This window comes from Bradyrhizobium sp. SZCCHNR3119 (assembly GCF_032487775.1).
Taxonomy (GTDB): domain Bacteria; phylum Pseudomonadota; class Alphaproteobacteria; order Rhizobiales; family Xanthobacteraceae; genus Bradyrhizobium.
Map to the genome: position 1 here is coordinate 677,816 of NZ_JAUEUV010000002.1, position 24,945 is coordinate 702,760.

Here is a 24,945-nt window from a genome sequence, read left to right on the forward strand (position 1 = left end):
CGCTCCGATCCGAGGCCAAGTCCTCGTTCGGCGGACTACTCCGCAGGTTCCGGCTTCGGCACAGCGCAACGTCAGGCGTTTAGGTCTTCCCCTCACCCCCGAATCAGGTGGACCGTCGCGTCATCCGACAGCGCGCCACGCGCTCGCGGCCAACCGCGTCCGTCGCCTTCAAGAGTTCCAATATGCCCAACAAGATGTTGATCGATGCTACCCACCCGGAAGAGACCCGGGTGGTCGTCGTCCGCGGCAACCGCGTCGAGGAGTTTGATTTCGAGACTGCCCAACGCAAGCAGCTGCGCGGCAATATCTATCTCGCCAAGGTCACGCGGGTCGAACCCTCGCTGCAGGCCGCTTTCGTCGAGTATGGCGGCAATCGCCACGGCTTTCTCGCATTCAGCGAAATCCATCCCGATTATTACCAGATCCCGGTCGCCGATCGGCAAGCGCTGATCGAAGCGGAAGAGCGCGCGCATCGCGAGGCCGAGGAGGAAAACGAGAACCGGGCCAGCCGGCGACGCAATCGCCACCGCAGTTCGCGGCGGCGCGGCAGCGGTGAGCGCGTTCAGAGCGAGATCATCGAAGGAGCCGACACCGCGTCAGGGCTGCCGCAGACCGAAGGCCATGATCTCGAATCGCATGCGCACGAGGCCGCGGGATTTGAGCCCGAGGGGTACGAGGCGCAGGGCTCACCTGGCGACTTCGGCACCCATGACGAGAGCTACGGCGACGACGACTCCGATAGCGCGCAGGCTCATGGCTTCAGCGAAGCCCAGCCCCACGAGGCACCCGCGACCGACCATCATGCCGATGACGATCACCATCACGATGATGATCATCCCGATGACGACCGTCATGATGACGATCGTGACGATCTCTCGCCTGTGGCAGCGGCGGACGCCGCCGAACACGCCGAGGCAGAGGCGTCTTCCGAAGTCCCCGTCGTCCCGTCTGAGGACCTTCCGACCGCTCCCGGAACCGAGCATTACGAGGGCGAAACTGAACGCGCGCGCGACGTGGAGCGCACCGACCTTCACGACCATGACGAGCACGCCGATGAGGTCGCTCCGGCCGACGCCGAACTGGTGACCGAGCACGAGGGTAGCGGCGTCACCATCGTTCCGCAGGACGAGAATGGCGCGGCCCATGATCATGACGACGAGGAAGAGGACGGCGAAGAAGCCGAGGAAGAACTCGTCGAGTCCGTCGGCGGCGACGACGTGCTGGAAGAGGTGCCGGAACGCACCTTCCGACCGCGCCGGCAGTACAAGATTCAAGAAGTGATCAAGCGCCGGCAGGTGATGCTGGTCCAGGTGGTCAAGGAAGAGCGTGGCAACAAGGGTGCGGCGCTGACGACATATCTGTCGCTGGCCGGCCGTTACGCGGTGCTGATGCCCAACACCGCGCGGGGCGGCGGCATCAGCCGCAAGATCACCTCGGCGCAGGATCGTTCACGCCTGAAGGAGGTCGTGCAGGATCTCGACGTGCCAGAGGGCATGGGCGTCATCCTGCGCACCGCAGGCGCCAACCGGACCAAGCCGGAGATCAAGCGCGACTTCGAGTACCTGCTGCGGCTATGGGAAACCGTCCGCGACATGACCCTGAAGTCGCAGGCGCCGACGCTGGTCTACGAGGAAGGCTCGCTGATCAAGCGCTCCTTGCGCGATCTCTACAACAAGGACATCGACGACATCCTCGTGGCTGGCGAGGCCGGCTATCACGAGGCGCACGACTTCATGAAGATGCTGATGCCGTCCAATGTGCGGGCGGTGAAGCAGTATCGCGACGGCCAGCCGCTGTTCTCCCGCATGGGAGTCGAAAGCCAGCTGGATGCGATGTTCACGCCGACCGTGCAGCTGCGCTCCGGCGGCTATATCGTCATCAATCAGACCGAGGCGCTGGTCTCGATCGACGTCAACTCCGGCCGCGCCACCCGCGAACATCACATCGAGGATACCGCGCTCAAGACGAATCTCGAGGCCGCCGAGGAAGTCGCCCGGCAGCTGCGGCTGCGCGACCTCGCCGGCCTGATCGTCATCGACTTCATCGACATGGATGAGAAGCGCAACAACCGCGCGGTCGAGCGCAAGCTGTCAGACTGCCTGCGGCAGGACCGAGCGCGAATCCAGGTCGGCCGCATCTCTCATTTCGGCCTGCTGGAAATGTCGCGCCAGCGCATCCGCGCCAGCGTGCTGGAGAGTTCGACCGAGCCCTGCACGCATTGCGGCGGCACCGGCCATGTGCGATCGGTGTCGTCGGTCGCGCTGCAGCTCTTGCGCAGCCTCGAAGAAGCCCTGATGAAGGGCGCGACCCACAATCTGGTGGTCCGCACGCGCACCGAAGTCGCGCTGTATGTGCTGAACCATAAGCGCGGTCATTTGCGCGACCTGGAGAACACCTTCAAGGTCACGCTCTCGATCATCGCGGATCCCACCGTGAGCGGGCAGCAGTCATTCATCATCGATCGTGGCGAGCAGGTGCATACGCTCGAAGCGGCCAAGGCGCTTGTCGCGGCGCAGGCCTCCGCGCCGATGGTCGTGGATGAGGTCTACGATGAGGACGAGCCGTTCGATATCGAGACCGAATCCGAGGTTGAGACGGATGAGACCGAAGGACTGTCCGACGAGGCGGCCGCCGGTGACGCCGCTGCTGGCGAAGGAACGCGGCGCCGTCGGCGCCGGCGCCGGCGTGGCCGCGGAGGCGGCGAGGCGCCGCGCGAAGAGACCCAGTCCGACGAGGGCACCGTCGCGGTGCATCCGCTCGAGGCCGGCCAGACCGCGGAGCTGACGGCCGAAGATTCCGAAGCCGACGACGAGGAAGCCGACGAGCTGCCCGCTTTCGCCCAGGGCGAGGCGCAGGGCGATCAGCCCGGCGGCGAACGTCGGCCGCGGCGCCGCGGACGGCGCGGTGGGCGACGCCGGCGCGGTGGCGACGATGGACTCGCAGCCTCGATTGCCGACGAGCTCAACCCGCCCGTGGCCTCCGAGGTCGAAGGTGCGGTCGCAGATTTCGACGGCAACGGCTCGAGCTTGCCCCAGGGGCCGGGCGCCGAACCGATCTCTGCCGCTGTAACGGCGGAGATCCGCCCGGCCGCGACCGAGCCTGCCGAGCAGCCGGTCGCGTCGGAGCCGGAGAAGGCCGAGCCACAGAAGACCGAATCCGAGAAGGCGCCGCGGCGCTCGACCGTGCGCGAAAAGGTCAGCTTCCTCGCCGAACCGAAGCAGGAGTCCCCTGCTCCGATCGTCGATGCCGGCGCGAGCGCGCCGCCCGAAGCCGCTCCTGCACCTGCCGCGGAGGCGCCGGCACCGGAAGCCGCGACGGAGACACCTGCGCCACGCCGTGTCGGCTGGTGGTCGCGGAGGTTCGGGGGCGGACAGTAACCGAGCGGCCCGACTGAGAATTCCTGACAAGCAAAACGCCCGGCCATTGGCCGGGCGTTTTTTCGTGCAGTCCTGAACAGAGCAGAGTTTAGCCGGTGGTAACCGCAGTCTCGACGTCTGAGGGATCGATCTCCTGGTTCAGACGCTTCAGGAGGCGCTCATGGTCGAGCTCGCCTTCCCACCACGACACGAACACCGCGGCGATGCCGTTGCCGGTGATGTTGGTCAGCGCGCGCACCTCGCTCATGAACTTGTCGATCGAGAACACGATCGCCATGCCCGGAACGAGCGCCGGGCTGACGACGGACAGCGTGGCCGCAAGCGTAATGAACCCCGCACCGGTGACGCCGCTCGCCCCCTTGGACGTGAGCATCGCAACGACCAGGATGGTCAGCTGCTGGCCAAAGCTCAGGTCGACGCCGAGCGCCTGGGCGATGAACAGAGTCGCCAGCGTCATGTAGATGTTGGTGCCGTCGAGGTTGAAGGAATAGCCGGTCGGCACCACCAGGCCGACCACCGGCTTCGAGCAGCCGAGCCGCTCCAGCTTCTCCATCAGCTGCGGCAGCGCGCTTTCGGATGAGCTCGTGCCGAGCACGATCAGGAGCTCGTCCTTGATATAGACGATGAACTTGAAAATGCTGAAACCGATGAAGCGCGCGATCAGCCCAAGCACGATCACCACGAACAAGGCGGCGGTGATATAGAACAGCGCGATCAGGCCGATCAGGTTGCCGAGCGCTGCCGGACCGAATTTGCCGATCGTATAGGCCATCGCACCGAAGGCGCCGAGCGGCGCGGCCTTCATCACGATTGCGATCACGCCGAACACCGCGTGCGCGGCGTCGTCGATCACGTCGCGCAGGCGGTGGCCGCGCTCGCCGAGCGCCATCAGCGCAAAGCCGAATAGGATCGCGAACAACAGCACCTGAAGGATGTCGCCACGGGCAAGCGCGCCGACGACGCTGTCGGGGATGATGTTGAGGATAAAGTCGACGGTCTTCTGGGACTCCGCCTGCGTCACATACTTGGCCACAGCGGCAGCATCCGGCTTGGCGGCAAGGCCGTGCCCGATCGGAGCCAGATTGCCAACGATCAGGCCGAGGACGAGCGCGAAGGTAGAGACGATCTCGAAATAGACCAGCGCCTTGATGCCGACCCGACCGACCTTGCTCGCGCTCTGGATGTGCGCAATACCCGAGACCACCGTACAGAAGATGATCGGCGCGATCACCATCTTGATCAGCTTGATGAAGCCGTCGCCGAGGGCCTTGACCCACTCGTTGGTGGCGACATTAGGCCATAACCAACCGACCACAACACCAATGACAATGGCAATCAAGACCTGGACATAGAGTATCCTGTACCAGGGCTTCTTCGCCGCCAGCTGCGGCGCAGCCTGCGCTGCGGTTCCCGTAACTGCCCCCATAACGCTTCGTTCTCCCTTCCGTGAGCTTCATCCAGGCTGGCTTCCGCCAGCCCTCGTTCATTCCACCTCACGCAAATTGTCAGGCCGGAGTCAATGGCCGAGGAGGTGCAGCGAGCTACCGTCGCTGGAGGGCTAGGCCAGCCAGCGCGCGATCCGCGCCACGGCTTCCCGCATGTCGTCAGCCGATCGTGCATAGGAAAAACGCACGAAGCTGCGGCCATGAATGGGGTCGAAATCGACCCCCGGCGTCGCCGCAACGTGGATTTCCTCCAGCATTCGTTTGGTGAATTCGAAGCTGTCGGAGGTGAAGCCGGAGACGTCGGCATAGAGGTAGAACGCGCCGTCGGCCGGCAGAAACTTCGTCAGTCCCGCCTTCGGAAGCCCCTCGATCAGGATCCGGCGATTCTCCTGATAGCCATGTTTGATGGCGTCCATCTCGGTCCGGCCATCAAACGCGGCTTCGGCCGCGATCTGCGACAGTGTCGGCACGGAAATCGCGAGATTCTGCTGCAACCGCTCGATCGGGCGGACCAGCGTGTCCGGCACCACCATCCAGCCGATCCGCCATCCCGTCATGCAAAAGTACTTCGAGAACGAATTGATGACGAGCGCATCGGGCGAGAGTTCGGCCGCGGTCACCGCGGGAAATGCATAGTCCAACCCGTGATAGATCTCGTCGGAGATGAAGCGGATGCCGGCATCGTGGGCAGCGCCAATCACGCCCCCCAAAGCCTCGCGCGACATCATCGTACCGGTAGGATTGGCCGGACTGGCGACGAGAACGCCTTTCAATGGCGTTTTGCGGTGCGCCGCAAGCAGTGCCTCGCCGGTCAGCGCATGGCGCGTCTCGCTTGTGGTCTCGATCAGCACCGGCTCGCAGCCGAGCGCAGTCAGGATGTGGCGATAGGGCGGATAGCCCGGCACCGTCACCGCGACACGGTCGCCCGGCTCGAACATGGCGAGAAATGCCAGGATGAATGCGGCCGACGATCCCGTGGTGATCACGATCCTGGCCGGATCGACCGCGCAGCCATAGGTCTCGCGATAATGCCGCGCGATCCGCTCCCGCAGCGAACTGATCCCCAGGGCCGAGGTATAGTCGATCCGCGCCGTTTCCAGCGCGGTATGGGCAGCGGCGATCGCTGCCCGGGGCGCCGGTGCGGCCGGCTGGCCGACCTCCATGTGGATGACATGGCCGCCGGCGGCCTCGATCCGCGCGGCCGCCGCCATCACATCCATCACGATGAACGGCGGAACCTCGCTGCGGCGCGAAGGCGTCAGCAAGCCGGCAATCCGCTGTTCCATTTGTCTCGTGAGTGTCGCGTCGCCCATGGATATCTGCTATTGACCCCGGCTGTTCTGACCCGGCTTCTCAACCTGGCGGCGCGTGCCGGGACAGGTGTTTTGCGCCGCAGTTGAGCCGCATTCCGCGGTTTGGTGGGCAATAGCCCGTATCGAGCCCCGCGCCAATTGCAAAGATCGCCTGATGTTGCTCCGTATCGTGCTTCGCAAGAACCTTTCCGGCCTGATCTCCGCCGTGGTCGCCGGCGCGATGGCGCTCGTAACCGTGATGCCTGCCGCCGCCCAGCAGGGCAAGGGCCCGCCGATCCTGCGCGACACCGAGACCGAGGCACTGCTGCGCGAATATACGCGCCCGATTCTTCGCGTTGCGGGGCTTGAGAAGCAGAACATTCAGATGGTCATCATCAACGACGCGTCCTTCAATGCGTTCGTTGCCGACGGCCGCCGCATCTTCGTCAATTACGGCGCGATCATGCAGTCGGAGACGCCGAACCAGCTGATCGGCGTCTTGGCCCACGAAACCGGCCATCTGGCCGGCGGCCATCTTGCCAAGCTGCGCCAGCAACTGGCGAACGCGCAGACCCAGATGATCATCGCCACCGTGCTCGGCGCCGGTGCGCTTGCGATGGGCGCACGCGGCGGTGCCGGCAACGGGCTCGCCAATGCCGGTGCCGCAGCCCTCGCCGGCCCCGGCGAGATGATCCGGCGTTCGCTGCTGTCCTACCAGCGCCAACAGGAGGAAAACGCCGATCGCGCCGGCGTCAAGTTTCTGACCGCGACCGCCCAATCGCCGAAGGGCATGTACGAGACCTTCAAGCGTTTCACCAGCGAGAGCCTGTTCGCAGCGCGAGGCGCCGATCCCTATCTGCAGTCCCACCCGATGCCGGCCGATCGTGTCGAGGCCCTCGAGGGGCTGGCCCGGCAGAGCCCGTATTGGGACAAGAAGGACGATCCCGCGCTCCAGCTCCGCCACGACATGGTCCGCGCCAAGATCTCGGCCTTCATGGAGCGGCCCGACACCGTCGCCCGGCGCTACCCGCAGACCGACAACAGCCTACCGGCGCGCTATGCCCGGGCCATCTCGACCTACCTGCATGGCGACCTGCGCAGCGCCCTCGCCCAGATCGACACCCTGATCCAGGTCCAGCCGAACAATCCCTATTTCTACGAGGTGCGGGGTCAGGCCCTCCTCGAGGGCGGCCGGCCGGCCGAGGCCATCGCGCCGCTGCGCAAGGCGGTCCAGCTCTCGGGCCATGCTCCGCTCATCGAGATGTTACTTGGGCAGGCTTTGGTTGCCACGGATAATAAGGCCTACACCGACGAAGCGATCACGATCCTGCGCGCCGCGGTGTCGCGCGAAACCGAAGCGCCGCTCGGCTACAGCCAGCTCGCGATGGCCTATGGCCGCAAGGGCGATTATGCGGAAGCTGATCTCGCATCGGCACAAGCAGCCTTCCTGCGCGGCGACAACAAGACGGCACGCGAGCTCGCCTCGCGCGCCAAGACGCGGTTTGCAGTCGGCTCGCCCGGCTGGGTGAAGGCCGACGACATCGTTTCGACAAAGCCGCTTCCCGGCCAAAAAGGCGAATAGAAATCTCGGTTACAAATCTCGGTATAGTCTCGCCTTGCAGACCCGACCACGACCAACGATAAGGACACGATCGTTTTGACCCAGAGAGCCACGTACATGTCGTCACTCCGCCCCCTCTTCCCTGCGCTGGTCGCGCTTTCGTTGTGTGCCGCGCCGCAGGCGGTGTCTGCAGAGAGCTTTTCCGACGCTCAGCGCGGCGAGATCGAGACCATCATCAAGAACTATCTGGTTTCGCATCCCGAAGTCCTGGAAGAGTCGATGACCGAACTCGGCAAGCGCCAGGCTGCCGCGGAAGCCGCCAAGCATGAGGCGAGCATCGCCAAGAACGCGGATGCGATCTTCAATTCGCCGCGCGGCGTCGTGCTCGGCAACAAGGACGGCGACGTCACCTTCGTCGAATTCTTCGACTACAATTGCGGCTACTGCAAACGCGCCATGGCCGACATGCTCGACCTCTTGAAGAGCGACAGCAAGCTGAAGGTCGTGCTGAAAGAATTTCCGGTGCTGAGCCAGGGCTCCGTCGAAGCGGCGCAGGTCGCCGTCGCCGTGCGGATGCAGGCGCCGCAGAAATATCTCGACTTCCACCAGAAGCTGTTGGGCGGCCGCGGCCCTGCCGACAAGGCGCACGCGCTCGCGGTGGCCAAGGACCTCGGCCTCGACATGAACAAGATCGAGAAGGACATGGCAGGCCCGGAAGCCAAGGCGACGATCGAGGAGAATTTTAAGCTCGCCGAGGACATGGGGATGAACGGCACGCCGAGCTACGTCATCGGCAACAAGGTCGTGATCGGTGCCGTCGGACTCGAGGGCCTCAAGGAGAAGATCAGCAACGCCCGCTGCGGCAAGGCAACTTGCTGATTGAAGCGCCTGCTATCTCACGTCGAGCCAACTAACACTCGCAAGGGTCGGTTGAAGCAACCGGCCCTTGTTGTTTGTACGGCTGATGATCGTGCGGTCATCTTGTGTTCAGCAAGCTGAGCATCCGTTCAGAAAGCCGCGAGCGACAACAAAATCCTGGAACCAATCGCAGCGTACGGAACATCTCCAATCTCCTGCAGTTGTCGGCGCGGGCAATGCCGATAACACGAGGAGGATTGAGAATGACTAATCGCTTGATGGTATCCGTTGCGGCGATCGCGCTGATCGCCGGTGCCGGATTTGCGCACGCGCAGGGCGCGGGCACCGGTGGCCACGAATCCAGTGGTGCTGCAATGCAGGGCGGCGCGACGGGTGGCACGACGTCGGGCCCCGGCTCGAGTGGCAGCGCTACAATGAACCGCGACGGCACATCCCCGTCCGCGGGCGGCTCCAAGGAGATGAAGTCGAGCCAGTCCGAGCAGAAGGGCAGCGCCAAGGGGCAGCATGCCGAAGACAACATGCGTGGTCAGAAGTCGAAGAGCATGAGCTCGGAGAACGAGACCAAGGGCGGCTCCAAGGAGATGAAGGCTGAAGGCCGCGACAGCAAGACCGGCACCAGCAACGCTGAGAATCGCGAGGGCCGTAGCGGCACCAATATGAACGCGCAAAGCCGAGAGGGCGCCAGCGGCACCAACATGAACGCGCAGAGCCGAGAGGGTGGCAGCGGCGCCAACATGAACGCGCAGACCAAGACCGGCACCGATCGTTCGCAGGTCACCACCGGCCAGGCGGGCGCCGGCGCCAAGCTCTCGACTGAGCAGCGCACCAAGATCTCGAGCGTGATCCGCAGCCAGCACGTCGAGTCGCTGAACAACGTCAACTTCTCGGTCTCCGTCGGCACACGCGTGCCGCGCGACATCCACTTCCGTCCGCTTCCGACGGAAGTCGTGAGCATCTACCCGGAATGGCGCGGATTTGACTTCATCGTGGTCCATGACCGGATCGTCGTCATCGATCCGAACACCTACGAGATCGTCGCGGTTCTGGACGCCTGATTGCGACCCGGCGCGTGAAGAGACAGAGGGCGGGCAGCAATGCCCGCCCATTTTCGTGGCTGGGCTCATCGCTTTTCCGCTGCAGCGCCGTCATGGTGGTTAACCTGCGATTTCCACAGCTTCGGCGCACGTTTTTATAAGCCGGTTGAGCGATCTGGGGTAACATCCTGCCCTGCGAAAGGCTTCCCCTTCGCAGTTTTGTTACATATAACCCCGGCCACCTGCCGCCACATTGCCGGGATTGGGATGGCCGAAGCCCCTCAGCAGACGATCTACGTTCTCAACGGACCCAACCTTAACCTGTTGGGCACCCGCGAGCCGGAAACCTATGGCCATGCAACCCTCGCCGACGTCGAGAAGCTGTGCATCGACACGGCGGCGGCGTACGGCCTGACCGCGGAGTGTCGCCAGTCGAACCATGAGGGTGTGCTGGTCGACTGCATCCAGGAGGCCCGGGCCAAGCAGGCGGTCGGCATCATCATCAATGCGGGCGCCTATTCTCACACCTCGATCGCGTTGCACGACGCGTTGATGGCGGTCAAAATCCCCGCCGTGGAGGTGCATATCAGCAACATCCACGCCCGCGAGAGCTTCCGGCACCATTCTTTCACCGCGAAGGCGGCGTTTGCATCCGTTTGCGGGTTCGGCATCGACGGCTATCGATTGGCCATCGCCGGGCTTGCCGAGAGAATTGGCGCCGGAAATACCAACAAGGCAACGGCCTAAGGCCTTTCCGCCCGGCAGAACAGCAAGAAGAGTTTTGGATCACCATCATGGCGCGCCAGCCCAATGACAAGACACCGATGAAATCCGACGACAGCGAGCTGATCCGCGAACTCGCGGCCTTGCTCGACGAAACCAGCCTGACCGAGATCGAGCTTGAACGCGCGGGATTGCGCGTCCGCGTGGCACGCAACGTGACCGTGGCGGCGGCCGTCCCCTCGGCCGTGACCGCCGCTGCGGCCGGCGTGCCGGTCGTCGTCGCGGCGGCTGCGGCCGGCGCCGATCTGTCGAAACATCCCGGTGTGGTTCCGTCGCCGATGGTCGGCACCGCCTATTGGGCACCCGAGCCCGGCGCCAAGCCATTCGTCGAGGTCGGGGCCAAGGTCACGGTCGGCCAGACCTTGATGATCATCGAAGCCATGAAAACGATGAACCAGATCCCCTCCCCGCGCGCGGGGACTGTGACGCAGATCCTGGTCGAGGATGGCCAGCCGGTCGAGTTCGGCGAGCCGCTGGTGATCATTGAATAGGAGCGAAGAGCGAACGGGCGAATAGCGAAGTTGTTCATTCCCTGCTCGCTATTCGCCACTCGCCCATCGAGGCAACATGTTCGACAAGATTCTGATCGCCAATCGCGGCGAAATCGCCCTTCGCATTCTGCGGGCTTGCAAGGAGCTCGGCATCTCCACCGTCGCGGTGCATTCGACCGCCGACGCTGATGCCATGCATGTGCGGCTCGCCGATGAGAGCGTCTGCATCGGACCGCCGCCCTCGAAGGACAGCTATCTCAACGTTCCGGCGCTGCTGGCCGCCTGCGAGATCACCGGCGCCGACGCAGTGCATCCGGGCTACGGCTTCCTGTCCGAAAATGCACGTTTTGCGGAAATTCTCGCCGAGCACAACCTGCACTTCATCGGCCCCAAGGCCGAGCACATCCGCCTGATGGGCGACAAGATCGAGGCCAAGAAGACGGCCAAGCGCCTTGGCATTCCCGTGGTGCCGGGCTCGGACGGCGCGGTCGCGCCCGATCAGGATGCGATGGCGATCGCCAAGGAGATCGGCTTTCCGGTGCTGGTGAAGGCGGCAGCCGGCGGCGGCGGTCGCGGCATGAAGGTCGCGCACACCGAGGCCGATCTTGCGCTCGCGCTGACCACCGCCGCCAACGAGGCCAGATCGGCCTTCGGCGACGCCTCGGTCTATCTGGAAAAATATCTGCAGAAGCCGCGGCATATCGAAATCCAAGTCCTCGGCGATGGCCGCGGTGGTGCCATCCATCTTGGCGAGCGCGACTGCTCGCTGCAGCGCCGCCATCAGAAGGTCTGGGAAGAAGGCCCCTCGCCCGCACTGGACGCGGCAGGCCGAGCCAAGATCGGCGAGACGGTCGCGAAGGCGATGCAGGAGCTGAAATATCTCGGCGTCGGCACCGTCGAATTCCTCTACGAGGACGGCGAATTCTATTTCATCGAGATGAACACCCGCATCCAGGTCGAGCATCCCGTCACCGAGATGATCACCGGAATCGATCTCGTGCTGGAGCAGATTCGCATCGCCGCCGGCGGCGATCTGCCGATGACCCAGGACGAGGTCGTCATCAACGGCCATTCGATCGAATGCCGCGTGAATGCCGAGAACCCGGTCACCTTCCGTCCATCGCCCGGCAAGATCCAGCAATATCACCCACCCGGCGGCCTCGGCGTCCGGATCGATTCCGCCGTCTACCAGGGCTACGTGATCCCGCCCTTCTACGACTCGCTGGTCGGCAAGCTGATCGTGCACGGCAAGACCCGTGTCGAATGCCTGATGCGGTTGCGGCGCGCGCTGGACGAAATGGTCGTCGAAGGCGTCGAGACGACGCTGCCGCTGTTCCGCGCGCTGGTGCGCGAGCCGGCGATCATCGACGGCGACTACCACATCCATTGGCTCGAGCAGTATCTCGCGGGGCAGAAGGCGGATTGAGGCGCTCCGCTCTTTTCTAAAGGCCGCCACGGAACCAAATCAGCACATCAGCGTTTTGGCTCGGGGAACGTTCCCCGCGGGGGCCATCAATTTTTCCGTGGACGATGAGCGTAGATCGTGGCGCCTGAGGTGAGACACAGGCGTACGCTGGGTCAGATCCTGCTGCTGTCGGCGGGCTTCTTGGTGCTGGTCGTGATCAGCACGGCCTCCGTGTTGCTGGTGGACAAGGCCCGCGACGACAGCGGCCGGGTGGTCCACACCATCGAGGTCGAAAACCAGCTGAACACGCTACTGCTCGATGTCCGCCGCGCCGAGAGCAATGCGCGCGGCTACCTTTTGACCCGCGGTGACGAGTTCTTGGCGGCGCACGACGCCGCTGTGGCTGCAATCCACCCCGACCTCGATAAGCTCGCGAGCTTGGTGGCCGACAATCAGCTGCAGGTGACGCATCTGGCTAGGTTGCGGAGGGAGATCGAAACCCGGCTCGGCCAATTCGAGCGTGAGAAGGCGCTGGCTGCACAAGGTGATGCGGCAGGAGCCGCCGCGTTGGTCCGCAGCGCGGCATCGAGCAATACCAACACGAATATCCAAGACACCGCTGGGCAGATGCGCACCGAGGAGGAACGGCTGTTTGCACTGCGGGCGGCCAGCGCCGACTCCAGCCAGAGCCTCGCGACGCTCGTGACCATCACGGGCTCAGGCCTGGTGGTGCTGCTTGCCGGCATTTCGGTTCTCCTGGTCCGCCGTTCCACCCGTGCCCGCGACGAGGCCGAAGCGCGGCTGCGGGAGAACAATCTCAACCTTGAAGCCACCGTCGACGAGCGCACCGCGGACTTGCGCGAGGCCAACGACGAAATCCAGCGCTTTGCCTATATCGTCAGCCACGATTTGCGCTCGCCGCTAGTGAACATCATGGGCTTCACCAGCGAGCTGGAGGAACTGCGCAACGACATCTTCCGGCGGCTCGCCACGCTGGCGCGGGCAGCCTCAGCCTCCCCGCCGCCCCCGGAGGGAGCCGAGCCCGAGCTCGGGGACACCGACAAGCAGCTCTCGGAGGATTTTTCCGAAGCGCTCGGCTTCATCAAATCGTCGATCGCCAAGATGGATCGCCTGATCACGGCGATCCTGAACCTCACCCGCGAAGGCCGCCGCGAATTCGTGCCGACCCGGATCGATCTACGCGAGCTGATAGAGACGATCGTGACGACGCTCGCCCATCAGGCGGCCGAGGCCAATGCGACGATCCGGGTCGAGCCGCTGCCGACCATCGTCAGCGATCGCCTTGCGCTGGAGCAGATCTTCTCCAACCTCATCGACAATGCGATCAAATATCTAAAGCCAGACATGCCCGGCGACATCGCGATCCGGGCGCGCACCAAGCTCGGCTTTGCGATTTTGGAGATCACCGATAACGGCCGGGGGATTGATCCGAAGGATCATCAGCGTATCTTTGAGCTGTTCCGCCGTGCGGGAGCCCAGGACCGGCCTGGACAGGGCATAGGACTTGCACATGTGCGCGCATTGGTTCGGCGCTTGGGCGGAACCATGTCGGTCGCATCGGACCTCGGGCAAGGCAGCACGTTCACCATCACGCTCCCGATCAACTGGAACGCCAGCAACCGGAACTTAGATCGATGACCATGCCCGTGACGATCATCATGATCGAGGATGACGAGGGACACGCCCGCCTGATCGAGCGGAACATCCGCCGCTCCGGCGTGAACAATGAGATCATCCCGTTCAGCAACGGTACAGATGCCGTGAAGTATCTGTTGGGGGACGACGGCAGCGGTATTGCGCACAAAGGGCGCGCGCTCCTGATCCTGCTCGATCTCAATCTGCCTGATATGACCGGCATCGAGATCCTGCGGACGGTCAAGGAAAACAAGTTCCTGAAGAGCGCGCCGGTCGTGATCCTGACCACGACCGATGACTCGCAGGAGATCAAGCGATGCTACGAACTCGGTTGCAACGTCTACATCACCAAGCCAGTGAACTACGAGAGTTTCGCCAACGCCATTCGCCAGCTCGGCCTGTTCTTCTCGGTCATCCAGGTTCCACCCACGGCATGACGTCACCCTCTCCCACCCTGCTCTACATCGATGACGACGCGGCGCTGGCGCGGCTGGTCGAACGCGGCCTCACGCGCTCGGGCTTCAAGGTGGAACACGCGCCCGGCGGCGCTGAAGGATTGGCGCGCCTCGAACAGGGCGGCATCGACGTGGTGGCGCTGGACCAGTACATGCCAGGGTTCGACGGTTTGGAGACGCTGGAGCGCATTTTGGCGCTGCCCGATCCACCCCCGGTCGTGTTCGTCACCGCCTCGCAAGACTCCAAGATCGCGGTGACGGCGCTGAAGGCCGGCGCCGCCGATTATCTCGTCAAGGACGTTCAGGGCGAGTTCGTTCCGCTCCTGCAGGTGGCTGCCGAAGGCGCGCTGCGCCAAGCGCGCCTGCAGAAGGCTCGCGACGAAGCCGAGGCCGAGGTGCGGGCCTCCCGTGACCGCTATGCCGCGCTCGCTGCCGAGCGCGAGGTGCTGCTCCGCGAGGTCAATCACCGCGTCGGAAACTCGCTGCAGATCATCGCCTCGCTTTTGCATCTGCAGGCCAACAGCAGCGCCCAGGAAGACGTCAAGGCAGCGCTCACCAATGCGATGGGACGCGTCGCGGCCGTGGCACAGGTGCATCGCCGTCTCTACACGTCGCACGACCTGAAGAGCGTGCTACTCAATCAATATCTCGAGGCGTTGCTCGAAGACCTCCGCCGCTCCGCGGAAGGCAACCGGATGTCGCGGCTGACCTTGAAGGCGGAGCCGATCGAGATCGATCCCGATCGCGCGGTCGCGATCGGAATCATTGTCAACGAGTTGGTGATGAACGCGGTCAAATACGCCTATCCGGATTGCCCGGGCCCCATCCATGTGGAGCTGGGCCTCGAAGGCGACGACATCGTCTTGTCGATTGCCGATAACGGCGTGGGCTTGAACGGCGCCGGCAGCGATCCACGCTCGACCGGCATGGGCCAGCGCATCGTCAACGCGATGGCGACCAAGCTCGACGCGACCGTACAGCCCGATCCAAGCCATCAAGGCACCAAGATCGTCGTGCGATTCAGCCGCACCAAGCAGACACCGCGGCCGGCCGCCGCCGCAGTGGGCTGAGAAGCGGCCGGCGCACAAGATGCGGTGATGGCCGGTCGCCTACGCGGCCGCCGCCTGCTATGCTTCAACCATGAATTCGCGCGAGTCTGCTGCGTCCGAAATCACGCCCGAAGTTCTGCTGCGCGCCTATGCCTGCGGCATCTTTCCGATGGCCGAGAGCGCCGACGATCCGAGCCTGTTCTGGGTCGAGCCCGAGCTGCGCGGCATCATCCCGCTCCACGGTTTCCGCGTCGCCTCGCGGCTGGCGCGCACGGTGCGCTCGGACGTCTTCACCGTCACCGTCAACAAGGCGTTCAAGGCGGTAATGGACGGCTGCGCCGAGCCGCAGGTGGGCCGCGAGGACACCTGGATCAACAAGCGCATCCGCGAGCTCTATACCGGCCTCTACGCGATCGGGCACTGCCACAGCGTCGAGTGCTGGCAAAATGACGAATTGGTTGGCGGCCTCTATGGCGTCAGCTTGGGCCGGGCGTTTTTCGGCGAGAGCATGTTTCACCGCGCGCGCGACGCGTCCAAAGTGGCGCTGGTGCACCTGGTGGCCCGGCTGATCGCCGGCGGCTTCGAATTGCTCGACACCCAATATGTCACCGAGCACCTGAAGACCTTTGGCGCGGTCGAGATCCCGCGCCGCCGCTACACCGCGCTGCTCGAGAAGGCGCTGGCGGGACCTGCGGCCAATTTCGCCAGGTTGCCGGTCGACCGCCCCATTTCAGGCGCCGAGGCGCTCGCGATCATCGCCGAGCGTGGATAGCGCGCTTCCATTCGCCGCGATGCAATCGCATCTGGTCGCTTGCGTCCGCAACGACGGCCGAGAACAGAGCTAGCGGAAAATCCCGAACGGGCCGCCGCCCGACTGCGGAGGCGGTGGAGGCGGCGCGGCCTGCTGGGTCTGATATTGCGGCGGCGGAGGCACCGGTGCTTGCGCGCGCGGCTGTGGCTGTCGCTGCGGCCGTCTCTGCGCCGGCTGCGAGGCGGGCGTCGCGGCCGGCTTCGACGGGTCGGGCGCGGCGCTGACCACCGTGGTCTGCGGATCTTTGCAGTCCGTCAGCCAGATATCGTAGATCGGGTGCTCGACGCCGTGGAGGCCCGGGCTCGCCGCGAACATCCAGCCGGAGAAGATCCGCTTCACCTCGCCCTGCAGGGTGATCTCGTCGACCTCGACGAAGGCGTCGGTGTTGGCGGCTTCCGTCGCCGGCCGCGTATAGCAGGCGTCGGTCTTCACCCGCAGCGCACCGAACTGCACGGTCTCGCCGATATCCTCGTCGAAATTGATGATCCGACCGGTGATCTTGTCGAGCCCCGAGAACGTCGCCTTCTTGTTCACGATCTTCTGTGCCGGCGGCTCGGTCACGACCTCGTCGCCCGGCTGCAGGGTGGCCGGCGTCTGAGGCACGTTGCCGTTCGGCGGCACGGCCGCGTTCTGCGGCGCGCCGGCCGGCGGATTGCCCCTCGGCTGCCGCTGGCCGGGTGGCAGACCCGGCAGGTTCGCATTGGCGCCCGGAGCCGGCGCTGCACCCGGCTGTCCGTTCGGCGGCACCGCCGCCACGGGCGGGTTGGTCTGCGGCGCGACGGTGCTTCCAGGCGGCGGCGGCAAGGGTTGCGACTGCACCGGACCGGGCAGCGCGGCGCCCTGCCCTGGCGGCAGCCGGGGCGTCGGCGCCGGCAGCACCCGGCCTTGCGGCAGTTCCGGCACCTCTTCCTCCTCGTCCGGAGGCGGCATCGGTTCTCCACGGCGCGGAATATTGCCTGGAGGACGCGGAACAGGGTCAGAAAAGATCGTGCCGATCTGCGCCCGCGCCGGCAGAGGCAGCGCGAGGGAGGTGGCGGCCAGCAAGGCCGCGAGACCGGTGACAGTAATGAATCGATGCATCTCGCGCGGCTTTATCAGGCGAATCGGGGTCTTGGACAGTCTAATGGCGTCATGTCCCATCCGCCGCTCTCGATCGGGTACCCCGTTAACATGCCGAATAAGGCGACGAAAGGGCGACTTCCCGGCGTACCGCGGGCTGGCCGGGCGCCTGCACAGATGAGATAGTCGGCCAAACCGCAAGTTCCACCTGCGGCAACAAGAAGCATCCGGCTCAAGCGGGTGCAGAATGAGGAAACAATGCCCGCTTCCCTTGGCCTTGACGGCAAGGTTGCCGTCGTCACCGGTGCTGCCGGCGTGATCGGCGCCGCAACGATGCGGCTGATGGCCGCGCGCGGCGCCCGCATCGTCGCGGTCGACCGCCGCGAATCCGATCTGCAAGCCGCGATCGCCGAACTGCCGGCGAGCGCCGAAGCTCTCGCGGTCGTCGCCGACGTGACTCGCGAGGAGGATGTAGCCGCTTATGTCCGCGCCGCGTGCGACCGCTTCGGCACGATCGACGTCTTCTACAACAATGCCGGCGTCGAAGGCGAGATCAAGCCGATCACCGACTATCCGCTGGACGCCTTCCGCCGTGTGCTCGACGTCAACGTGGTCGGCGTGTTCCTCGGCTTGAAGCACGTGCTGCCGGTGATGCTGGCGCAGAACCGCGGCGCGATCATAAACACGGCCTCGATTGCGGGGTTGATCGGCTCGCCGCAGATCGCAGTCTACAGCGCCAGCAAACATGCCGTGATCGGCCTGACCAAGAGCGCGGCCTTCGAATGCAGCGGCACCAATGTCCGCGTGAACTGTGTCTGTCCCGGCCTGATCGACAGCCGCATGCTGAGCGCGATCGTCGCAGGCCGCGGTGGCGGATCGGTGCCGCATGACAAGCTCGTCGAGCGAATTCCAGCCCGCCGGCTCGGACAAGCTTCGGAGGTCGCCTCCATCATCGCCTTCCTGGCCTCCGACGAGGCGAGTTACGTCAACGGCTCCGCCTACACTGTCGATGGCGGACGCACCGCCGCGTGACAGCAGCTCATTCAAGAGGTCACTAGCCAATGCCCGTTACGCTCGATGCCGATGCCGCCGCCGTCTACAAGGCCTTCCAGGAGGCTGGCCGGCCCGCATATGAAACGCTCACGCCGGACGAAGCGCGCGCCTATTACTTCGCCGCGCGCGTTGTCACCAATCCGGAACCGCCCGAACTCGCCGAGGTGCAAGAGTTTGCCATCCCTGCTCCCCACGGCGCGATCCCGGCACGGCTGTATCGGCCGATGCGGCTGCCGGACGGGCCCGCGCCAGTCTTGGAGTTCTTCCACGGCGGCGGCTGGGTAATCGGCAATCTCGACACCCACGACATCGTCTGCCGCAAGCTCGCGCATGAAGGCGAACTGATCGTGATCTCGGTCGATTATCGCCTCGCGCCCGAGCACAAATTCCCGGCGGCGGTCGACGATGCGGTGGGAGCCGCGCAGTGGATCGCCGACAACGCAGCTGCAATCGGCATCGACGCGAGGCGGCTCAGCGTCGGTGGCGATTCGGCCGGCGGCAATCTCGCCGCCGTGGTCGCGCTCGCCGCACGCGACGGCAAAGGACCTAAGATTGCGGGCCAGGTGCTGATCTATCCCGCCACCGACTTCACGATGAGCCATCCCTCGCACAGCGAGCCCGAGACCAGCGTGCTGCTGACGCATTCGGTGATCCGCTGGTTTCGCGACCATTATCTCGGCAGCGCCGCCGACGTGCATGATTGGCGCGCATCCCCGGCGCGGGCGGAGACGCTGGTCGGCCTGCCGCCCGCGTATGTACTGACGGCAGGCGCCGATCCCTTGCGGGACGAAGGCAACGATTATGCGTTGCGTTTGCGAGAGGCCGGCGTGGCAGTCACGTACCGGCATTTCCCGGGCCAGTTCCACGGCTTCTTCACCATGGGCAAATTGCTGGATCAGGCGAATGTCGCAGCCGTCGAGATCGGGGCGTGGCTGAGAGCGTTGAACGAGCGGGATGCGTCTTGCCAGACAGGCCGTTCCGTGTGATGTACGCCCTGGTATGCATCATGCCAGAGGCGCAACGACGATCTTTGCGCCGTCCTTTCGGGGCGTCTGACCGAAGACTTCGGGCCGATCCCCGTCGCGGCGTGACTGAAAATTCGAACAAATAGTCTGGGGAAGACCAAGGTATGGCGCGCAACATTCTGATCCTGGGAGCCTCATACGGCTCATTGCTGGCGACCAAGCTCCTGATGGCCGGCCACAACGTCACCCTGGTGTGCCGGAAGAAGACCGCGGATCTCATCAATCGCGACGGCACCGAGGTCCGCATCAAGCTGCGCGACGAGCCGGCCCACCGCTCGATCTTTTCCCGCGACCTGCCGGGGACCTTGGATGCGAAGGCGCCGAACGAGGTCGAGCTCTCCCGCTACGATCTGGTCGCGCTTGCGATGCAGGAGCCGCAATATACCAACCACACGATCCGGGTACTGATGGTCAAGATCGCCGAGGCGAAGCTGCCTTGCCTGTCGATCATGAACATGCCGCCGCTGCCCTACCTCAAGCGCATCCCCGCGCTGGCGAACATGGATTTGGAGGAAGCCTACACCAATGCCCAGGTGTGGGAACGCTTCACCCCGGGCCTGGTGACGCTCTGCTCGCCCGATCCTCAGGCCTTCCGGCCGCCGGAAGAGGGTCCAAACGTGCTGCATGTCGGCCTGCCGACGAACTTCAAGGCCGCGACATTCGCGGATGAGAAACACAACGCACTGCTGCGCGAGCTCGAGGCCGACATCGATGCGGTGACGCTGGAGGGCAAGGACGTTCCGGTCAAGCTCAAGGTGTTCGATTCGCTGTTCGTGCCATTGGCAAAATGGTCGATGCTGCTCACCGGCAATTACCGCTGCATCACGCCGTCTGAGCCGCGGCCGATCCGCGAGGCCGTGCATGGCGACCTGAAGCTCTCGCAATCGATCTATGACCATGTCGACGCGATCGCGCGCCGTCTCGGCGCCGACCCGAAGGATCAGGTGCCGTTCGAGAAATATGCGAAGGCGGCCGAAAGCCTGCTGAAGCCGTCATCGGCGGCTCGCGCCGTCGCCAGCGGCGCGCCCTTCATCGAGCGGGTCGACCTGTTGGTGAAGCTGATCTCGCATCAGCTCGGCATGCCCAGCGCCGAGATCGACCGCACGGTCGAGATCGTCGATCAGAAGCTGAACGAGAAGATCGTGGTGGGCGGCTCCAGCGCCCAGTAGCGCGGGCCACGACGACGTGCGGGCGCGCGCTGAGACCTCGCGCGCCCGGCTAGGCGGACGATCGCTGACATCGTCGGTAACGAGATGTGACTTTGCGCTGAAACCCTGCTGACGCATGGTCGCGCCGTTCCTTCATCTCGTTGCTCCGGACGTTCGAATGTTGTCTCCGCTGCGCGGCGCCCTCGCCCTTCCTCTTCAGGCCCTGACCTGGCTCGGCAACCAGGGCACCCGCGCGATCGCAGCCCTCGTGCTGTTCGGGATCGCGCTGCCGCCGCTTGGCGATCTGCTGCGGCCCTACGTCACCGAGGCGATCTTCCTCCTGCTCTGCATCTCCTTCATGCGGGTCGATATCTCGGCTCTGCGCGCGCATCTGCGGCGGCCAGCGCTGGTGCTGATGGCGACCGGCTGGACGACGATCGCCGTCCCCGCGCTGGTCGGCCTATCAGCGCATTTCGCCGCAGCCGATACCCACACGCCTGATCTGTTCCTGGCGCTGATGCTGCAGGCCATGGCCTCGCCGATGATGGCATCGCCCGCGCTCGCCGCGCTGATGGGGCTCGATGCGACGCTGGTGCTGATCACGCTCGTCACCTCGACAGCGCTGGTGCCGCTCACCGCTCCGCTGTTCGCCTCCATCTTCCTCCGGCAGATCCTGACCCTGTCACCGCTCGCGCTCGGGCTGAAGCTTGCAGGCATCCTCGCCGGCGCACTTGTCGTCGCCGTCATCATCCGCCTCGTCGCCGGCATCGAGGTGATCCGCCGCCATCGCGCCCCGATCGACGGGCTGAACGTGCTGATCCTGTACGTCTTCGTGGCCGCGGTGATGGGCCATGTCCTCGCCGACGTCATGGCCGATCCCCTACATATGCTGGCACTCGCCGCGCTCGCCTTTGCGATGTTCTTCCTGCTGCTTGGCCTCACCATTCTGCTGTTCCGCACCCGAGGATACGATCGCGCCATGGCGCTGGGGCTGATGGTGTCACAGCGCAACATGGGGCTCATGCTGGCCGCGACCGAAGGCGCGCTGCCCGGCACCACCTGGCTCTATTTCGCGATGAGCCAGTTTCCGATTTATCTGGCACCACAGCTGTTGCAGCCGCTGGCCAATCGGCTGCGCGCCGGCGCGCAGCTGCAGGCCGAAAGCGATCATCGCTTGATCAGCCCTGCATCCGAATGAAGCATCGGCGCGCTACGCGTTACGCTCGCAGGTGGTGACCGATCGCCTCCGCCTTCCTGACGTTGCCGAAACGGCTGACATCCGTGTTGCTGAGGCGCGAGGCCGACGCTAGGCTCCGCTCAGCCGGGGCAGGAGGATTTAAGTGACCACATCCGACGAACAAAAGATTTCCGAAGACCGCCGCGCGGCCTTGCGCTATGCGCTTGCGATCGGCAGCGGTGCTGCGCTTGCGTCCGCGATGACCGCGCCCGCATCGGCGCAGGCCGCAGCCGACAACACGCTCGACCGCGTCCGCGCCAGCAAGGTGCTGCGGATCGCCGTGCTGCCGGGCGAGCTGCCCTACTTCAACAAGGATCTCGCCAGCGGCACCTGGTCGGGCTTCTCGATCGAGATGGCCAACGACATCGCCAAGCTGCTCGACGTCAAGCTCGAATACATCGAGTCGACCTATGGCAATTCGGTGCTCGACCTGCAGGCCAACAAGATCGATCTCGGCTTCGCACTCAATCCGACCCCGCAGCGCGCGCTGGTGGTCGATTTCACCAACACCGTGTTTCCGCATCCGTTCGGCGCCATGCTGAAGAAGGGCATGGAGGCGAAAACCTGGGCCGACATCAACAAGCCGGAGGTGAAAATCGCCGTCGACGTCGGCTCCGCTAACGAGGCGGTGGCCCGGCGCTTTGCGCCCAACGCGACCATCAAATCGTTGAAGTCGCGCGACGAGGTGATGCTGGAGATGTCGTCCGGCCGCGTCGACTGCGTCGTCAATGCGCTGGTGCTGGGACTCACCGCGATCGCCAAGAACCCGAATCTCGGCACCTACAAGATCCTGCAGTCGCCCTCGGTCGCGGTCGCCTCCGCGATGGCGGTGCGACGCGAGCCCGACAAGCGCTGGCGCGACTTCCTCTCGGTGTGGGTGGACTACAATCGCGGCATCGGCCAGATGCGCGAATGGTTCGTCAAAGGCCTGTCACTGTCCGGCGTAAAGCCCGAGGACGTCCCGGTCGAGCTGAGCATCTGATCCCGCTCGCGACCGTCATTGCGAGGAGCGCGAGCAACGAAGCAATCCAGACTATATTCTCGACCCTGGATTGCTTCGCTTCGCTCGCAATGACGCCATGACTAAAGGTGATGTAGCGTGGGCAGAGCGAAGCGTGCCCACCGACAATGCGTCGCCGCTCAACGCGGTGGGCACGGCGCATTCGCGCCTTTGCCCACCCTACAAATCCGGGAGTGCGGCTCACGCCTTATCGTACGTCATGCCGCGCTCGAACCGCCGGCCGAGCCAGGTCGCGGGAAACAGGATCGCGAAATAGATCACGGCCACGATCGTGTAGACCTCGAGCGGCCGGTAGGTGTCGGCATTGATCAGGGTCGCGTTGTAGACGAGATCCGGTACGGCGATCACCGACACCAGCGAGGTGTTCTTGAGCTGGGTGACCGACTGGTTGACGTAAGGCGCGAGCATCGGCTTGAGCGCCTGCGGCAGGATCACGAGCCGCATCATGCGCCATGATTTCAGGCCGAGGGCGCGTGCCGCATCCCACTGCCCGCGCGGCACGCTCTCGATGCTGCCGCGTATGATCTCGGCGTAGAAGGCCCCGCCATAGAGCGACAGCACGGAGATCGCCGCGACATGCGCGGGGATGTTGACGCCGATCAGCACCGGGAAAGCATAGTAGAACCAGATGATCTGCACGAGCAGCGGCGTGCAGCGGAACAGCTCGATATAGGCGAGCAGCAACCAGTCGATCACCGGCAGTCGCCGGAGCCTGACCATGCCGACGATCAGCCCGATCATCGTGCCGAGAAAGATCGTGCCGACCGTGTAGGCCATGGTCCAGCCGATTCCGATCCAGAACAGCCGACTATATTTGGTGAGGATCGCGAAATCCCAGACGTAGTTCATGCCCTCTCCGCGGTGGCGCGATCGCGCGCCGATACTGTTTCGGCTCTCACAGGTAGCGGCTCGGGGAAAACGCCGCGGCGTCGATCGCTGGCGTGTCGCCTGCGATCATCGCGGCAATGGCAGCCCCCGTCGCCGGCCCCGTGGTGAAGCCGATATGCTGGTTGCCGAATGCAAACCACAGGCCGGCATGGCGCGGTGCCGGGCCGATCATCGGCAGCGAGTCCGGCAAGGTCGGTCGCGCGCCGCGCCATGGGACGGCCACCGCCTCGCCGAATTCCGCGACGCTACGCGCCAGCGGCACCACCTCTTCGAGCTGGGCAAGGTTCGATGGCGCGTCCCGGTCCGTCAGCTCGACGCCGCTGCTGACGCGGATGCCGTTCTCCATCGGCGTCATCACGAAGCTGCCCTCGGCATCGTGGATCGGACGGCCCAGGCCGCGTGCCGGGTTTGGCTTGAACTCCTGGTGATAGCCGCGCTCGAAGGCCATCGGCACCTTGTAGCCCAGCGGCCTCAGGATATCCGGCGACCACGGTCCGAGCGCGACCACTATGTGGCGGGCCCGGATCGCGCGGTCGGCGAGCACCACGCGCCAGCCCTCGGCATCCGTCAGCAGCGACTTGATCTCGGACATCAGCAATATCCCGCCCCGTCCCTCGAACATCCGCGCATAGGCCTTGGTGACGTTGCCCGGCGAATCGACCGAAGCCGTCTGGCTGTGCAGCAGCCCGACCTTGTAGGCCGGGATGATGCGGGGCTCGAGCGCGGAGATCGCCTGGCGATCCAACAGCTCGCTCTTGATGCCGTACTCCGCCAGAAAATCGTGCTCGGCTTTGGCGGCCGCGATGGCATCGCTGCGCCAGACCTTGAGCCAGCCGGTCTCGCGGATGCGCTGCGGCTCCCCCGCTTTCACGATCCAGTCGCGGTGCAGTTTCAGCGAGGCGCCGATCAGGCCATGCAGCGCCGTCGCCCGCGGCTTCACCCGCGACGGCGCCGCGTTGGCGAGGAAGCGCAGCACCCAATCGGGATTGCGCAGCGTCCAGGCCGGATTCCAGCGCAGGGCCGCATTCTGGTTGGTGAGGTAGGACGGCAGCGCCTTGAACAGCGACGGCTTGTTGAGCGGCAGGATCGAGGCGCTCGAGAGGATGCCGGCATTGCCGTAAGAGGTCTCCTCGCCCGGCGGCTTGCGATCGACGAGAACAACGGAGAAGCCGCGTTCGCGGATCGCATAGGCCGTCGATGTGCCGACGATGCCCGCCCCCAATACGACGACATCTGCCGCTTGCTCGTTCGCTTCGCCCGTCATCAGTCCTGCATA

At 64.8% G+C, this 24,945-nt stretch carries 21 protein-coding genes; 16 read left to right on the top strand and 5 right to left on the bottom strand.

What is annotated here, in order from left to right; all coding sequences use genetic code 11:
• Positions 1 to 182 precede the first annotated feature (182 nt).
• Positions 183 to 3,377 (top strand): Rne/Rng family ribonuclease, encoded by a 3,195-nt coding sequence (locus QX034_RS30400; RefSeq protein WP_315703730.1) that lies wholly within the window; start codon positions 183 to 185, stop codon positions 3,375 to 3,377.
• A gap of 88 nt (positions 3,378 to 3,465) precedes the next feature.
• On the opposite strand, the gene dctA is transcribed toward QX034_RS30400, so the two are convergent.
• Positions 3,466 to 4,803, bottom strand: a complete 1,338-nt coding sequence (dctA, locus tag QX034_RS30405; protein WP_315703729.1) for a C4-dicarboxylate transporter DctA — start codon at positions 4,801 to 4,803, stop codon at positions 3,466 to 3,468.
• Positions 4,804 to 4,935: 132 nt separating this feature from the next.
• Positions 4,936 to 6,135: a pyridoxal phosphate-dependent aminotransferase gene (locus tag QX034_RS30410; protein WP_315729155.1), complete on the bottom strand. Its 1,200-nt coding sequence runs from the start codon at positions 6,133 to 6,135 to the stop codon at positions 4,936 to 4,938.
• 154 nt (positions 6,136 to 6,289) lie between these two features.
• On the opposite strand from QX034_RS30410, the gene QX034_RS30415 reads away from it, so the two are divergent.
• From QX034_RS30415 to aat, 10 genes are all read left to right on the top strand, one after another.
• A complete protein-coding gene (locus QX034_RS30415) occupies positions 6,290 to 7,696 on the top strand; it encodes a M48 family metalloprotease (RefSeq protein WP_315703727.1) in 1,407 nt (468 codons plus the stop codon).
• Positions 7,697 to 7,792: 96 nt separating this feature from the next.
• Positions 7,793 to 8,554: a DsbA family protein gene (locus QX034_RS30420; RefSeq protein ID WP_315703726.1), complete on the top strand. Its 762-nt coding sequence runs from the start codon at positions 7,793 to 7,795 to the stop codon at positions 8,552 to 8,554.
• A 242-nt stretch (positions 8,555 to 8,796) separates the two neighbouring features.
• Entirely contained in the window at positions 8,797 to 9,609 is an 813-nt protein-coding gene (locus tag QX034_RS30425) for a DUF1236 domain-containing protein (RefSeq protein ID WP_315703725.1), read from the top strand.
• A 246-nt stretch (positions 9,610 to 9,855) separates the two neighbouring features.
• The gene (gene aroQ, locus QX034_RS30430; protein ID WP_316174831.1) at positions 9,856 to 10,335 is read left to right on the top strand and encodes a type II 3-dehydroquinate dehydratase; all 480 of its coding nucleotides are present in this window, start codon (positions 9,856 to 9,858) and stop codon (positions 10,333 to 10,335) included.
• A gap of 47 nt (positions 10,336 to 10,382) precedes the next feature.
• Positions 10,383 to 10,862, top strand: coding sequence for an acetyl-CoA carboxylase biotin carboxyl carrier protein (gene accB, locus QX034_RS30435; RefSeq protein ID WP_315703724.1), 480 nt, complete (start codon positions 10,383 to 10,385; stop codon positions 10,860 to 10,862).
• A gap of 76 nt (positions 10,863 to 10,938) precedes the next feature.
• On the top strand, positions 10,939 to 12,288 hold the full coding sequence (gene accC, locus QX034_RS30440) for an acetyl-CoA carboxylase biotin carboxylase subunit (protein WP_315703723.1): 1,350 nt from the start codon (positions 10,939 to 10,941) through the stop codon (positions 12,286 to 12,288).
• A 117-nt stretch (positions 12,289 to 12,405) separates the two neighbouring features.
• A complete protein-coding gene (locus tag QX034_RS30445) occupies positions 12,406 to 13,926 on the top strand; it encodes a sensor histidine kinase (protein WP_315703722.1) in 1,521 nt (506 codons plus the stop codon).
• Positions 13,923 to 14,360, top strand: coding sequence for a response regulator (locus QX034_RS30450; protein ID WP_315703721.1), 438 nt, complete (start codon positions 13,923 to 13,925; stop codon positions 14,358 to 14,360). Before QX034_RS30445 ends, QX034_RS30450 begins: the two co-directional genes overlap by 4 nt.
• Positions 14,357 to 15,448 (top strand): sensor histidine kinase, encoded by a 1,092-nt coding sequence (locus tag QX034_RS30455; protein WP_315703720.1) that lies wholly within the window; start codon positions 14,357 to 14,359, stop codon positions 15,446 to 15,448. Before QX034_RS30450 ends, QX034_RS30455 begins: the two co-directional genes overlap by 4 nt.
• Before the next feature lie 70 nt (positions 15,449 to 15,518).
• Positions 15,519 to 16,199 (top strand): leucyl/phenylalanyl-tRNA--protein transferase, encoded by a 681-nt coding sequence (gene aat, locus QX034_RS30460; protein ID WP_315703719.1) that lies wholly within the window; start codon positions 15,519 to 15,521, stop codon positions 16,197 to 16,199.
• Between the two features lie 69 nt (positions 16,200 to 16,268).
• Here the strand turns inward: aat and QX034_RS30465 are convergent, their stop codons facing one another.
• Positions 16,269 to 17,318, bottom strand: coding sequence for a DUF2155 domain-containing protein (locus QX034_RS30465; RefSeq protein ID WP_315764882.1), 1,050 nt, complete (start codon positions 17,316 to 17,318; stop codon positions 16,269 to 16,271).
• A gap of 237 nt (positions 17,319 to 17,555) precedes the next feature.
• Here QX034_RS30465 and QX034_RS30470 point away from each other — a divergent pair, with 237 nt between their 5' ends.
• The 5 genes from QX034_RS30470 (at position 17,556) to QX034_RS30490 (ending at position 22,742) form a co-directional block, all read left to right on the top strand.
• Positions 17,556 to 18,329, top strand: coding sequence for an SDR family oxidoreductase (locus QX034_RS30470; protein ID WP_315703717.1), 774 nt, complete (start codon positions 17,556 to 17,558; stop codon positions 18,327 to 18,329).
• A 29-nt stretch (positions 18,330 to 18,358) separates the two neighbouring features.
• Entirely contained in the window at positions 18,359 to 19,336 is a 978-nt protein-coding gene (locus QX034_RS30475) for an alpha/beta hydrolase (protein WP_315764884.1), read from the top strand.
• A 143-nt stretch (positions 19,337 to 19,479) separates the two neighbouring features.
• Positions 19,480 to 20,544: a hypothetical protein gene (locus tag QX034_RS30480; protein WP_315703715.1), complete on the top strand. Its 1,065-nt coding sequence runs from the start codon at positions 19,480 to 19,482 to the stop codon at positions 20,542 to 20,544.
• 157 nt (positions 20,545 to 20,701) lie between these two features.
• Positions 20,702 to 21,721, top strand: coding sequence for a Na+-dependent transporter (locus QX034_RS30485; RefSeq protein ID WP_315764886.1), 1,020 nt, complete (start codon positions 20,702 to 20,704; stop codon positions 21,719 to 21,721).
• 142 nt (positions 21,722 to 21,863) lie between these two features.
• Positions 21,864 to 22,742, top strand: coding sequence for a transporter substrate-binding domain-containing protein (locus QX034_RS30490; protein ID WP_315764888.1), 879 nt, complete (start codon positions 21,864 to 21,866; stop codon positions 22,740 to 22,742).
• Between the two features lie 219 nt (positions 22,743 to 22,961).
• Here the strand turns inward: QX034_RS30490 and QX034_RS30495 are convergent, their stop codons facing one another.
• Both QX034_RS30495 and QX034_RS30500 read right to left on the bottom strand, forming a co-directional pair.
• The gene (locus QX034_RS30495; RefSeq protein ID WP_315764890.1) at positions 22,962 to 23,630 is read right to left on the bottom strand and encodes an amino acid ABC transporter permease; all 669 of its coding nucleotides are present in this window, start codon (positions 23,628 to 23,630) and stop codon (positions 22,962 to 22,964) included.
• A gap of 46 nt (positions 23,631 to 23,676) precedes the next feature.
• Positions 23,677 to 24,933, bottom strand: coding sequence for an FAD-dependent oxidoreductase (locus QX034_RS30500; RefSeq protein WP_315764893.1), 1,257 nt, complete (start codon positions 24,931 to 24,933; stop codon positions 23,677 to 23,679).
• Positions 24,934 to 24,945: the final 12 nt, after the last annotated feature.

Excerpts from the sequence above, each read along its gene's own strand:
- QX034_RS30400 (WP_315703730.1), top strand. The coding sequence starts at position 183 with ATGCCCAACAAGATGTTGATCGATGCTACCCACCCGGAAGAGACCCGG.
- dctA (WP_315703729.1), bottom strand. The coding sequence starts at position 4,803 with ATGGGGGCAGTTACGGGAACCGCAGCGCAGGCTGCGCCGCAGCTGGCG.
- QX034_RS30410 (WP_315729155.1), bottom strand. The coding sequence starts at position 6,135 with ATGGGCGACGCGACACTCACGAGACAAATGGAACAGCGGATTGCCGGC.
- QX034_RS30415 (WP_315703727.1), top strand. The coding sequence starts at position 6,290 with ATGTTGCTCCGTATCGTGCTTCGCAAGAACCTTTCCGGCCTGATCTCC.
- QX034_RS30420 (WP_315703726.1), top strand. The coding sequence starts at position 7,793 with ATGTCGTCACTCCGCCCCCTCTTCCCTGCGCTGGTCGCGCTTTCGTTG.
- QX034_RS30425 (WP_315703725.1), top strand. The coding sequence starts at position 8,797 with ATGACTAATCGCTTGATGGTATCCGTTGCGGCGATCGCGCTGATCGCC.
- aroQ (WP_316174831.1), top strand. The coding sequence starts at position 9,856 with ATGGCCGAAGCCCCTCAGCAGACGATCTACGTTCTCAACGGACCCAAC.
- accB (WP_315703724.1), top strand. The coding sequence starts at position 10,383 with ATGGCGCGCCAGCCCAATGACAAGACACCGATGAAATCCGACGACAGC.
- accC (WP_315703723.1), top strand. The coding sequence starts at position 10,939 with ATGTTCGACAAGATTCTGATCGCCAATCGCGGCGAAATCGCCCTTCGC.
- QX034_RS30450 (WP_315703721.1), top strand. The coding sequence starts at position 13,923 with ATGACCATGCCCGTGACGATCATCATGATCGAGGATGACGAGGGACAC.
- QX034_RS30455 (WP_315703720.1), top strand. The coding sequence starts at position 14,357 with ATGACGTCACCCTCTCCCACCCTGCTCTACATCGATGACGACGCGGCG.
- aat (WP_315703719.1), top strand. The coding sequence starts at position 15,519 with ATGAATTCGCGCGAGTCTGCTGCGTCCGAAATCACGCCCGAAGTTCTG.
- QX034_RS30465 (WP_315764882.1), bottom strand. The coding sequence starts at position 17,318 with ATGCATCGATTCATTACTGTCACCGGTCTCGCGGCCTTGCTGGCCGCC.
- QX034_RS30470 (WP_315703717.1), top strand. The coding sequence starts at position 17,556 with ATGCCCGCTTCCCTTGGCCTTGACGGCAAGGTTGCCGTCGTCACCGGT.
- QX034_RS30475 (WP_315764884.1), top strand. The coding sequence starts at position 18,359 with ATGCCCGTTACGCTCGATGCCGATGCCGCCGCCGTCTACAAGGCCTTC.
- QX034_RS30480 (WP_315703715.1), top strand. The coding sequence starts at position 19,480 with ATGGCGCGCAACATTCTGATCCTGGGAGCCTCATACGGCTCATTGCTG.
- QX034_RS30485 (WP_315764886.1), top strand. The coding sequence starts at position 20,702 with ATGTTGTCTCCGCTGCGCGGCGCCCTCGCCCTTCCTCTTCAGGCCCTG.
- QX034_RS30495 (WP_315764890.1), bottom strand. The coding sequence starts at position 23,630 with ATGAACTACGTCTGGGATTTCGCGATCCTCACCAAATATAGTCGGCTG.
- QX034_RS30500 (WP_315764893.1), bottom strand. The coding sequence starts at position 24,933 with ATGACGGGCGAAGCGAACGAGCAAGCGGCAGATGTCGTCGTATTGGGG.